The organism is Pseudomonas caricapapayae, assembly GCF_001400735.1.
Lineage (GTDB): Bacteria > Pseudomonadota > Gammaproteobacteria > Pseudomonadales > Pseudomonadaceae > Aquipseudomonas > Aquipseudomonas caricapapayae.
The window spans coordinates 62,518-74,512 of record NZ_LJPW01000188.1; the positions used below are offsets into that span (position 1 = coordinate 62,518).

Genomic DNA, 11,995 nt, shown 5'->3' on the forward strand with positions numbered 1-11,995 from the left:
TCGCCTTGTCGAACCCTGTTCAGGTCCGAAGGATTATTCAAAAAACTCCTTGGGCACATCGTGCTTGAGCATCAACTGACACTGCTGGCTCTCAAGATCGAAAAAGATCACCGCCTGGCCCTTGGTCAACGCATGCCGCACACGCAACACGCGGGTTTGCAGTGGCGTCTCGTCGCCATTGTCGGTGCCCTCACGGGTGACGAAATCCTCTATCAGGCGAGTGAGGGTGTCAGGTTCCAGTTGGTCATAAGGGATCAGCATGGCGGTTCTCGTGTCGATGAGCTGCGATGATAGAACTGCGGTGCCAGGCACCGCAATTCACAAGGCCTCAACTCTCCTCGCGATTCTGTCCGATCAGACTGTCGACCGGGGGGACGCGGGTGTCGGATTCCATCTGTGCGTCATGTTCGATCTGATGGCTGAACCGCTCCAGTGAACTCTGCGCCGGTTTGGCATCGCTGGCGAATACCGGCGGGCTGAGGATATAAGCCCCCAGCAATTTGCTCAGTGCTGCCAGGCTGTCGATATGCGTGCGCTCGTAACCGTGAGTCGCGTCGCAGCCGAAGGCCAGCAGCGCCGTACGGATGTCGTGCCCCGAGGTCACAGCCGAATGCGCATCGCTGTAGTAATAGCGGAACAGGTCACGGCGTACCGGCAACTCGTTCTCCACGCCCAGACGCAGCAAATGGCGGGACAGGTGGTAGTCGTACGGGCCGCCCGAGTCCTGCATGGCCACACTCACCGCGTGTTCACTGGAGTGCTGGCCAGGTGCGACCGGTGCGATGTCAATGCCGACAAACTCGCTCACGTCCCAAGGCAGCACGCCTGCTGCGCCCGTACCGGTTTCTTCGGTGATGGTGAACAGTGGATGGCAATCGATCAATGGCTCGGCACCGCTGTCGACAATGGATTTCAGCGCCGCAAGCAGCGCCGCAACGCCGGCCTTGTCATCCAGGTGGCGGGCACTGATATGCCCGCTCTCGGTGAATTCCGGCAGCGGGTCGAATGCCACAAAGTCGCCGATGCCGATGCCCAGCGACTCGCAGTCGGCGCGCGTGGTGCAATATGCATCCAGCCGCAGCTCGACGTGGTCCCAGCTGATCGGCATCTCGTCCACAGCAGTGTTGAATGCATGACCGGAAGCCATTAATGGCAGAACACTGCCGCGGATCACACCGGTATCGGTAAACACGCTGACCCGGCTGCCCTCGGCAAACCGGCTTGACCAGCAACCAACGGCGGCCAGCGCCAGACGGCCGTTGTCTTTGACTTCCCGAACGCTTGCACCGATGGTGTCCAGGTGCGCCGATACTGCACGGTCAGGGCTGTTTTGCTTGCCCTTGAGCGTGGCGCGGATGGTACCGCGGCGGGTCAGCTCGAACGGGATGCCCAGTTCTTCAAGACGCTCGGCCACGTAACGCACGATGGTGTCTGTGAAACCGGTCGGGCTTGGAATCGCGAGCATTTCCAACAGAACTTTCTGCAGGTATTTCAGATCCGGATCGGGGATATTTGCAGGGGTCATGGATGCTCCTTATGGAACAGTGCAGGCCACAGGCTGCGAGGGCTGATAGCCGTTTGCAGCCTGTGCCCGCAACTGCGATCAGATATGCACAGGCAGACTGTGCGGAAACAACAGATCGACGAAACGTTCGGCGGTGGGTTGCGGTTCGTGGTTGGCAAGGCCCACGCGTTCATTGGCTTCGATGAACACGTACTCGGGCTGGTCGGCGGCAGGCACCATCAGGTCCAGGCCGACCACCGGGATGTCCAGGGCCCGCGCCGCGCGTACTGCTGCATCGCTGAGCACCGGGTGCAGAATCGCCGTGACATCTTCCAGGCAGCCGCCCGTGTGCAGGTTGGCAGCGCGGCGCACAGCCAGACGCTGATCCATCGGCAGGATATCGGCGTAGTCAAAACCGGCCTCGCGCACGGTGCGCTCGGTCTCCTGATCCATCGGAATACGGCTTTCGCCGTCGGTCGCCGCCGCACGACGACGGCTCTGTGCTTCGATCAACTGTTTGATCGTGTGGCGGCCATCACCGATGATTTCGGCTGGGCGACGGATCGCTGCAGCCACCACCTGGAAGCCGATCACCACGATGCGCAGGTCCAGGCCTTCATGAAAGCTTTCCAGAATCACGCGAGTATCGAACTGACGAGCCTGTTCGATGGCGGTTTGCACGTCATCGATAGTGCGCAGATCAACCGCAACGCCTTGCCCTTGCTCGCCATCCAGCGGCTTGACCACGATCTGCCCGTGCTCTTCAAGAAATGCCAGATTATCATCTGCACTGCCTGCCCGTTGCTGTGCGGGCAAGCGCAGGCCGGCAGCCTTCAACGCACGATGGGTCAGACTTTTATCCTGACACAGAGTCATGCTCACCGCGCTGGTCAGATCACTCAACGACTCGCGGCAGCGGATACGACGACCGCCGTAGCTGAGGGTAAACAACCCGGCGTCTGCGTCGTCCACCTGGACGTCAATGCCGCGGCGATGCGCCTCCTCGACAATGATCCGCGCATACGGATTGAAGTCCGCCTGCGGACCGGGGCCGAGGAACAATGACTCGTTGATACCGTTTTTGCGCTTGATGGCGAAGGTCGGCAGGTTGCGAAAATTCAGTTTGGCGTACAGCGCCTTCGCCTGGTCATTGTCGTGCAGCACCGACAAATCCAGGTAACTCAGGCCGCGACTCATGAAATGCTCGATCAAATGCCGCACCAGCACTTCGCCCACACCAGGCCGCGTGCATTGCGGATCGACCGCCAGACACCAGAGGCTGCTGCCTTTTTCCGGATCATTGAAGGCTTTCTGGTGGTTGAGGCCCATTACGCTGCCAATGATCGTGTTGCTGCCTTCGTCCTCGGCCACCCAATAGACAGGGCCACCCTCATGACGCGGCGTAAGCAGTTCAGGGTCGATGGGCAGCATGCCGCGTGCCAGATACAGGTTGTTGATGGCCTGCCAGTCTGCTTCGTTGTGCGCCCTGCGGATTCGATACCCGCGGAACACCCGATGCGCCGGTCGATAATCACTGAACCACAGACGGAGCGTGTCGGAAGGGTCGAGAAACAGCTGTTGCGGCGATTGCGCCAGGACTTGCTGCGGCGCAGCCACGTACAGGGCAATATCGCGCTCACCGGGCTTTTCGTTGAGCAGATCCTGAGCCAGCGCTGCTGGATCAGGGTAGGTGTGACCGATCAGCAAGCGTCCCCAGCCGCAGTGCAGGGCCAACGGCTCCGCCTCTATCTGACTGCCATCTTCGGCGAGGCGCGCCTGCAGACGTTCGTACGAGGGCGACTGGCCGCGCAGCAGGCGCTGGCTATAAGTCGTCGCGTTCTGTTTCATCAATCACAGTCCTTGTTCGCTGAGCCACAGGTTCAGCGCTGCCAGTTGCCACAGCTTGGAGCCGCGCAATGGCGTGAGCTGGCCCTCGGGATTGGTCAGCAATTTATCGACCATGGCCGGGTTGACCAGGCCGCGATCCTGGCTGGAGTCGGTCAGCAGTTCACGCACCCAATTGAGGGTGTCACCCTGCAGATGCTTGAGGCCGGGAACCGGGAAGTAGCCCTTCTTGCGGTCGATCACTTCCGAAGGAATGACCAGGCGTGCAGCTTCTTTCAGGACCTGCTTGCCACCGTCCGGCAGTTTGAACTTGCCGGGGATACGGGCCGACAGTTCGACCAGGCGGTAGTCGAGAAACGGCGTACGTGCTTCCAGGCCCCAGGCCATCGTCATGTTGTCGACGCGCTTGACCGGGTCATCGACCAGCATCACCGTACTGTCGAGGCGCAGAGCCTTGTCGACTGCAGCGCTGGCACCGGGCTGGGCGAAATGATCGCGAACGAAATCACCGGCTGCGTCGTTGGGCGTGCGCCACTTCGGCTGTACCGTTTCGGCGTATTCGGCGTAGCTACGGTCCACAAATGCATCGCGATAAGCCGCAACCGGGTCGCTCGCGCCATCCACCTGAGGGTACCAGTGGTAGCCGGCGAACAGTTCGTCAGCGCCCTGGCCGCTCTGTACCACTTTGCAGTGTTTGGACACTTCACGTGACAGCAGGTAGAAGGCGATGCAATCGTGGCTGACCATCGGCTCGCTCATGGCGCGAAACGCCGCAGGCAACTGCTCGATGATCTCGCTTTCCTGAATGCGCAATTGGTGATGGCGTGTGCCGTAATGCTTGGCGATCAGATCGGAATACTGGAATTCGTCGCCACGCTCGCCACCGGCATCCTGGAAACCGATAGAGAAAGTCGACAGGTCCTCGACACCCACTTCACGCAACAAGCCAACCAGCATGCTGGAGTCGACGCCACCGGAAAGCAGCACGCCGACATCGACCGCTGCACGCTGACGAATCGCCACTGCCTCACGGGTACTGTCCAGTACGCGATCGCGCCAATCTTCAAGGGTGAGGTTTTTCTCGTCGTCGTGAGGGCCGTAAGGCAGCGTCCACCAGACTTTTTGCTCGACCTTGCCACTGGCGTCGATACGCATCCAGCTGGCCGGCGGAAGTTTTTCGACACCGGCCAGCAGCGTGCGCGGCGCAGGTACGACGGCATGGAAGTTGAGGTAATGATTGAGCGCCACCGGATCAAGCATCCCGCTGATATCACCGCCCTTGAGCAGGGCAGGCAGCGAGGACGCGAAGCGCAGGCGCTTGTCGGTTTTCGACAGGTACAACGGCTTTACGCCGAGGCGGTCACGGGCAATGAACAGCTGCTTGCTGTCACGCTCCCAGATGGCAAAGGCGAACATGCCGTTGAGCTTGGGCAGCATGTCTGCGCCCCACGCGTGGTAGCCCTTGAGCAGGACTTCGGTGTCTCCGCCGGAGTGGAACTGATAGCCAAGGCTTTCCAACTCGGCTCGCAGTTCGGGAAAATTGTATATAGCACCGTTGAAGGCCATGGACAGGCCCAGGTGACTGTCGATCATCGGCTGCGCCGATCCATCCGACAGGTCCATGATTTTCAGACGGCGATGACCGAGGGCAACCGGCCCCTGGCTATGGAACCCCCACGCATCCGGGCCGCGAGGCGCCAGCTCATGGGTAATACGTTCAACAGCGGCAAGGTCCGCTGGTTGATGATCGAAACGAAGTTCACCTGCTAATCCGCACATAAGTCCTTACCGGGTTTCCGTTGGGGAGGTGACTGAGAAAGTGCAGTCACCCAGAAACTGACCCAGTGAGGGCATGGTAGTTTTAGATCAAAAAGTTATAAGCTTTTGTTTTCAGCTGGTTGGATGCGTGCTTCTGGAGTTGATGCTTTCACCGGGTCGGGGTTGCTGTCGTGCTTACCGCATCCGCTTCAGGGCGGATTTTTCTGACATGTAAAGCGGATTTGGCTCATTGACGGTGATGTTTGCAGCACGCTGGTTTGGGGCACATAAAAGCACGTCAATTCACTCGGCAGGCATAAAGGGGTTCAGGGTGCTGGCGGCTGCGAAGAAGAAACAGACCGAAGACCTGTTATCCAGGGGCCGACGGGATGAACAGTTGCAGTTGGGTAACTGCGCGCATCGCCGCCATGCAGGATGCCCAGTCGCCGATGGAGGATTTGCTGTTGTCTTGCTCCAAGGTTGATCGCAAGGACATTTCGAATTGAAGGCGCAACTGCCAGCAGACCCGCTCAATACCCGGTCATCTCCAGATACCCCACGCCTTCCTGACTCCCGCTGAACCTCACCGGGCCCTCCCAGTAGGGAATGCTCACGCCCATCCAGGCCGCGGGGTTCAGTGCATCGGTGGTAATGTCCAGATTTCTGTCAGTGACCCTGACTCTCCAGCGGGTGGGCACTTTATGCTCGCCGATCAAGGTTTCTTTCAATGGCTCCAGACTGATCTCGTTGGCCTGCAGCAATCGAGTGGTACCGTCAGCGCTGATCCAGTTGCCGGTCAGGTAGGGTTCGCCGTTCTTGTGACGGATGCGGTAGAGCATCAAGCGGTCGCCGTCTGCCAGTTGCAGCGAAAACCAGTCCCAGCCGCTCTGGTTGGCGGTCAGTGGCTGGCTGCTCCATTCCCGGTCCAGCCAGGCATTGCCGGTGACCTGATAGGACTTGCCCTGTATTTCCACGCTGCCTTTGGCGTCGAAAAATGGCTGGCTGTAGTAATACGACGCCTGGCCCGCCTCCGATTTCTGGCTGTAGCCTTGTTCACCCTGTAACACCAGAGGCTTGCTGGACGTGAGGTTCAGGTCATAGCGAAAATCCTGGCCGCTGGCTTTTAATTGCATGCTGGTCAGCGGATCTCCTGTTCTGGCGCTACTGGTGAACGTCCAGTCGTCGATCCACGCCGAGAAGGGGGCTTGCGTCACGTTCGCCTGTCCGATACCGCCACGTGCGAAACGCTCTGCCACGTAATGGCCGCTACTGGAGGTCGCCGCCGCATGGCCCAGCCAGACAGTGCCTTCGTTCCAGCCGCTGCCGGCCTGCACGCCGGGTCGCAAGGCGCTGCGGAACAAGGTCCATTGCACGCCGAACGGCTGGCCGGTGTCATCCTTCAGCGTCGCCGTGATGTACCACCATTCGATACGAAAGCCGGGGTGCTGGCCATGGTCGTCGGGGAAGGAAAATACCCGCCCCGGTTTGACCTGGGTGTAGGCGTTCGCGTCATTTCCAAGCCCGGCAAAGCCGCTTTCAGGCTTCGGTGTTTCATCGCAGGCACCCAGCAGCAGTACCAGCGCCAATGGCATCGGCCACTTAATGGTCATTGGCAAAGGTCCTCAGCAAATCCGCTGGACGGCTGCGGTATAGCTTCAGCAGCGGCCAGGCCGAGGCCAGCAGGGTCGCCAGCATTGCCAGCGCCATCAGTTGCAGCAATTGCAGCGGGTAGACTTGCAGCGGCAGGCGCCAGCCAAACGCCTGGACATTGATCACCGCATCCAGACACCACGCAATCATCAAGCCCAGCGGCATGGAGAACAGCAATGTCAGAATCGCCAGCAGCCAGGTCTGTCCCAGGTTCAGCAGCATCAACTGCCGTCGCGTCACCCCAAGCGCCCACAACGGGGCAAGCTGTCCGAGCCGGCTCTGGCTCTGGGTCAGCAGGCTGATGAACAACGCGACGCCCGCTACCCCCAGTGTCAGGCTGTTGAGGGCGGCGGTCGCGGAAAACGTGCGTTCGAAAATCTGGGTTGACCAACGCTTGATCTGGCTCTGATCGATGATGTGATTGTCGTCGAGCGTGAAGCGCTCCTGCAGTTGCTTCACCAGAGGAGGAATCGCGGCCTGATCGACCCTCAGATTGAAACGAAACGGGTTCAATCCTGGCCAGTGGGCGAGCAGGTGTTTTTCGTTGACCAGCAGATGGCCTTTGGGATTGCCATAGTCGGCGTAGATCCCGACGATGCGCGCAGTCCACTGGCCGGCAGGCACCGGGATGCTCAGCGTGTCGTTCAGCGTCAGCTTGAGACGACGCGCCAGTTGTTCGCTGAGCATCACGGTATCTTCGTCACGTAGCAGACTCCATGCATCACCTTCTACCGCTTCAAGCAGTTCCCAGTGCTGGCGGTAGGTAGTGTGATCGACCACACCGAACAGATCGGCAGGCCACCCCTGAACTTGCAGCGCCACTTGCCAGTTGGGCAGCACTGCGCTGATTTGCGTTTGCTGGTTCAGCCAGGTGTGCAATGGCCCGGCCTGTGCCGGGTCCTGCGGGCTGACGTAAAGTTCGGCAGTCAGCCGCTGTTCCAGCCAGCTATTGAACGTCTGGCGAAAGCCCGAGGTCATGCTGCCCACGCCGACATTGGCGGCCATCGCGAGCAGCAAGGCCATCAGTGCCAGGCTGAGCGCGGGCAGTTGCTGTCGGCAATCGGCCAGAAACCATTGCCCCAGCACCGAACGACTGCGGGTCAGCAGGCCTCCGAGCATGGCATCCAGCAGCACCGGAAGGCCGAGCCCGGCACTGAACAGCAGGGCGGACATCAGTACGAAACCCAACAACAGGCTGTTGCCGAACAACAGCGCTGCCAGGGCGACGAGTGCTCCGGCTGCTGCCACCCAGGCTTGACGCCGCAGCCATCGTGCATGGGCCTGCTGCCACGCTTGGGCATCGGCCAATGCCAGCAAGGGCAGGCGCGCCGCACGCAACAGGCTGTTGACACCGGCCAGCAGTGCGCCCAGCAGGCTCAGTCCAATCCCACTGAGCCACCACCACAGGCTGAGGTTCAATTGACCGGCGACCTCGGCACCGTAAAGCCCCCGCAAACTGGCTACAACGTCCGGCAACAGGAGGCTGGCGAGCAGGTAGCCGCTGATCACCCCCAGCACACCGCCCACCAGGGCCAGTGCGCCCAGTTCGATGCTCAAGGCAGTGATCAGCAGGCGTGCGCTGACACCACAGGCACGCAGGTTGCGCAACAGGCCTCGACGTTGCTCCAGTGCCAGGCCAATGGCTGCGTGCACGATGAACAATCCCACTCCGAACGACAGAACACCCAGTGCGCTCAGGTTCAGGTGAAAGCTTTCGGTCAGGCGTTGCAGGTTGTTTTCTTCCCCTGTCTTGCTGATTGCCAGTTGGCCTCTGAGGGCTGCCGGCAATTGCGGGTCGCGAGCCGCGAAATCCTTTCGCAGCAGCAGGCTGGACAATTGATCGGTCAAGCCGAGCAACGATTGAGCAAAACCGATATCGGTAAGCAGCACGCCGGGGGCCATGTCCGGTTTGACACGCAGCGGCGGCATGGCAGCGCCATTTTCGGCCAAGGGTTGCTGACCTTCTTCAAACCCCAGTGCCTGGAGGGTCTGCGCCGATATCCACGTCGCTCCGGGCGGGGTGAGGAAGTCGACGATCTGACCGGAGTCCAGCGTCTGTCCGGCCAGCATGCTGTTCGGCAGCGTCAGCGGCTCGATGCCGACCAGTTGCAGCCGTTGGTTCTCCAGACCCTTGAGCGTTATTCGCCCGCGCAGGACGGGCGAAACCGGCCAGCCTTCACGGCGCAACTGGACGAACAGATCCTGAGCGAACAAGGCCCCGCCAGGTGCCGCGATGCTGGTTTGCGGTTCACCGCCGATCAGTTCGCTGGCCCGCTGATAGCTTTCCCGTGCCTGACTGTTGAGCGCCTGAACGCCGGTCAGCAACGCGGTGGCCAGCCACAAGCCGGTCAGCACACTGAAAAACTGCACGGGATGGCGTCGCCAGTGGCTCAGCAAGGCGCGCAGGGTCCAGTAGAAAACCGGCATCAGCGCTCGCCTTCGACAGCCAGGCGACCCAGATGCAGTACCACTTTGCGCGCCAGTCGGTCAGCCACCCGCGGGCTGTGAGTGACCATCAGCAGGCTGGTGGGACTGTCGGCGAGCACATCCAGCAACAATTGCAGCACTTCGTCGCTGGTCGTTTCATCTAGATTGCCGGTGGGCTCGTCTGCCAGCAGCAGGCTGGGCCGTGCCGCAAGCGCGCGACCGATCGCCACCCGTTGCTGTTGTCCGCCGGACAGTTGCTCGGGATAACGATCCAGCAACGCCCCAAGACCCAGACGTTCGATCAGGTGCGCCTGCCAGGCCGCATCGAATCGCCCTGCCAGTCGTGCCTGAAACGCCAGGTTGTCTGCTATTTTCAAGCTGCCGATCAGGTTGAACTGCTGAAACACCAGACCGATTTCGGTGCGTCGCCAGTTCGCCAGCCGGTTTTCGTTCATCAGGTCCAGGCGTTGCCCTGCGACGTCGATGCTGCCGTCATCGACCTGATCAAGACCCGCCACCAGATGCAGCAACGTGCTCTTGCCGCTGCCGGATTCACCCATCAATGCCAGGCTTTCGCCCTGTGCCAGGTGCAGATCGACACCACGCAGGACATCCAGCGGTCCCTGTGCCGTGGTGTAGCGCTTGAATACGTTTTGCACGTGCAGCATGAGCGGTCCAATTGTTCTGACAGACGCTAAAGAGTAGCGCCTGAGCGCGTGCTTGTAGGGAATATCGTGCGAGCTGGCAGCATCTGCGGATTTCAGTGACCAGCAGGCTGCTTCCCCTTGCCGCGAATCAGCCCGCGCAGGACAAAACGGTTGGGGTGACAGGCTTCGGCCACGCTGCGTGGCAAGGGCAGAGGCTCGTTGTCGAGCCAGGCGGCGATCAGCTCGCCACACAGTGGTGCTGTAATCAGCCCGCGCGAACCGTGACCGCTGTTGACGTACAGACCATCCAGCCACGGGCAGGCGATGTCCGGCACCTGGCGCGCATCCTTGGCCAGTGCTGCATAGGCCTGCATGAACGCCTCGCGATCGGCCAGCGGACCGACGATCGGCAAATAATCCGGACTGGTACAACGAAACGCTGCGCGCCCCTGTAATTGTTCGGCTGCCAAATCGGCGGCCTCAAGGCGTGCAGTGAGGTCTTGCGAAATCTCCCGCAACAGCTCCAGATTGTCCAGATGATCGGTCAGGTTGGGCGTCAGATCAGTGCTGTTGAAGTCGAAACTCGCCCCGAGCGTATGCTCGCCCAGACGTGCCGGAGCCACATAACCCTCGGCGCATACCACGCTGCGCAATGCCGCGCTGGCCTGAGTCTGCGGCAAACGGGTGATCTGCCCGCGAATGCGCTTGAGCGGCAAATCGGCCGTCTGTGCGAACTGCTGGATATCAGCTGCCCCGGCCAGCACCACGACCGGGGCGCTGTCGATCAACCGTTCGTTACTCCAGGCCTGCCACTGATCATCGACACGCCTCAGTTCCAGTGCCTGTTGATGAGTGATCAGGCGGATATTTTCGTGCCCGGCCTGTGCGTGACACAACGCAGGCGGATGAACCCAGCCGCCTTCGGGGTAAAACAGCCCGCCACTGTTCAGCGCAACGCCGCTCTGCGCTTCGGCCGCAGGCTGGTCCAGCAGGTGCAGGAGTGATTCGGGGAAGGCATCGGCCAGCTGTTTCTGGCGCAGCGCTTCCTTGTCGTCGAAAGCCAGTTGCAGCACGCCACAAGCGTCCCAGTCGATGCCACGCTGCAATCGCTCAAGCAGCCTTCGTGTGTGGCCAAAGCCGCTGAGGATCAACTGTGACAGCGCCGTGCCGTGCGCCGACAGTTTCAGGTACAGCACGCCCTGCGGATTGCCCGAGGCTTCCTGTGCCGGTGCGGCATGGCGCTCCAGCAGGCTTACCTGCCAGCCCCGCTGCGCCAGGCTTTGCGCCGTGGCACATCCTGCCAGCCCTGCGCCAATCACCAGCGCCTTGCGCTCGCCACTCGCTGGCGCAGGACGGGCAAACCAGGGTTTAACGACAACAGAAGGCGCAATACCTTCCGGCCAGGCGATAAAAGTGCCGCGCAGCACCTCCCATTTATGGCCGATACCCGGCACCCGCTTCATCTTGAAGCCTGCTGCGTTGAGCGAGCGCCGCACCCAGCCGGTGCTGGTGAAGGTGCCGATCGTGGTGGTGGACGTGGACAGGCGCGCCAATTCGGCAAACAGCTCGGGCGTCCACATTTCCGGGTTTTTCGCCGGCGCAAACCCGTCGAGAAACCACGCATCAATCTGCCCGTCCAGCTGTGGCAGCATGTGCAGCGCATCGCCGATCAGCAGTGTCAGGGTCACGCGGCCGTCAGCGAATAGCAGGCGCTGAAAGCCTTCATGCAGCGCTACGTACTGGTCGAGCAACGGCTGAGCGAACGTCGACAGCTCCGGCCACAGGGCCAGGGCACGCTGCAGGTCGTCGCGGCTCAACGGGTATTTTTCGACGCTGACGAAATGCAGGCGCGCGCCGGCAGGCGCGCACTCATCGAACAGTTGCCAGGCACAGAGAAAATTGAGCCCGGTGCCGAAGCCGGTTTCGCCAATGATCAACCTGCCGCCTTCGGACAGTTCGGTGAAACGCCGACGCAGGTCGTTCTGCACCAGAAACACATGGCGCGTCTCGTCCAGACCGGACTCGGTGGAAAAGTACACGTCGGAAAAATCGCGGGAGCGCGGGTTGCCTTGTTCGTCCCAGTCTATCCGGGCGTGGCGGGTCATGGTCATGTCAGGCTCAGCGGTGGCAGAGGGCGCATTTTAGCCATCTGCGAGGATAAAAG

At 61.0% G+C, this 11,995-nt stretch carries 8 protein-coding genes; all 8 read right to left on the reverse strand.

The annotated features are described in order from the left end of the window. Window positions 1–33: 33 nt before the first annotated feature. The 8 genes from ALO80_RS28095 to mnmC all read right to left on the reverse strand — a co-directional run bounded on the left by ALO80_RS28095 (window position 34) and on the right by mnmC (window position 11,942). Window positions 34–261, reverse strand: a complete 228-nt coding sequence (locus ALO80_RS28095) for a YheU family protein (RefSeq protein ID WP_003314533.1) — start codon at window positions 259–261, stop codon at window positions 34–36. A 67-nt stretch (window positions 262–328) separates the two neighbouring features. Continuing rightward, the gene (locus ALO80_RS28100; RefSeq protein ID WP_002552559.1) at window positions 329–1,525 is read right to left on the reverse strand and encodes an osmoprotectant NAGGN system M42 family peptidase; all 1,197 of its coding nucleotides are present in this window, start codon (window positions 1,523–1,525) and stop codon (window positions 329–331) included. A 78-nt stretch (window positions 1,526–1,603) separates the two neighbouring features. Continuing rightward, window positions 1,604–3,352: an N-acetylglutaminylglutamine synthetase gene (ngg, locus tag ALO80_RS28105; protein WP_055011336.1), complete on the reverse strand. Its 1,749-nt coding sequence runs from the start codon at window positions 3,350–3,352 to the stop codon at window positions 1,604–1,606. Between the two features lie 3 nt (window positions 3,353–3,355). Further along, window positions 3,356–5,128 carry an N-acetylglutaminylglutamine amidotransferase gene (locus ALO80_RS28110; RefSeq protein WP_055011337.1) on the reverse strand — a complete coding sequence of 591 codons (1,773 nt, stop codon included), beginning with the start codon at window positions 5,126–5,128 and terminating at the stop codon, window positions 3,356–3,358. Window positions 5,129–5,637: 509 nt separating this feature from the next. Further along, entirely contained in the window at window positions 5,638–6,717 is a 1,080-nt protein-coding gene (locus ALO80_RS28115; protein WP_055011338.1) for a lipocalin-like domain-containing protein, read from the reverse strand. Next, complete coding sequence (locus tag ALO80_RS28120) at window positions 6,707–9,184, reverse strand: FtsX-like permease family protein (RefSeq protein WP_055011339.1); 2,478 nt, start codon at window positions 9,182–9,184, stop codon at window positions 6,707–6,709. The genes ALO80_RS28115 and ALO80_RS28120 overlap by 11 nt, the downstream gene beginning before the upstream one ends. Beyond that, entirely contained in the window at window positions 9,184–9,852 is a 669-nt protein-coding gene (locus tag ALO80_RS28125; RefSeq protein ID WP_054984321.1) for an ABC transporter ATP-binding protein, read from the reverse strand. The genes ALO80_RS28120 and ALO80_RS28125 overlap by 1 nt, the downstream gene beginning before the upstream one ends. A gap of 92 nt (window positions 9,853–9,944) precedes the next feature. Beyond that, window positions 9,945–11,942: a bifunctional tRNA (5-methylaminomethyl-2-thiouridine)(34)-methyltransferase MnmD/FAD-dependent 5-carboxymethylaminomethyl-2-thiouridine(34) oxidoreductase MnmC gene (gene mnmC / locus ALO80_RS28130; protein ID WP_055011340.1), complete on the reverse strand. Its 1,998-nt coding sequence runs from the start codon at window positions 11,940–11,942 to the stop codon at window positions 9,945–9,947. Window positions 11,943–11,995 lie beyond the last annotated feature (53 nt).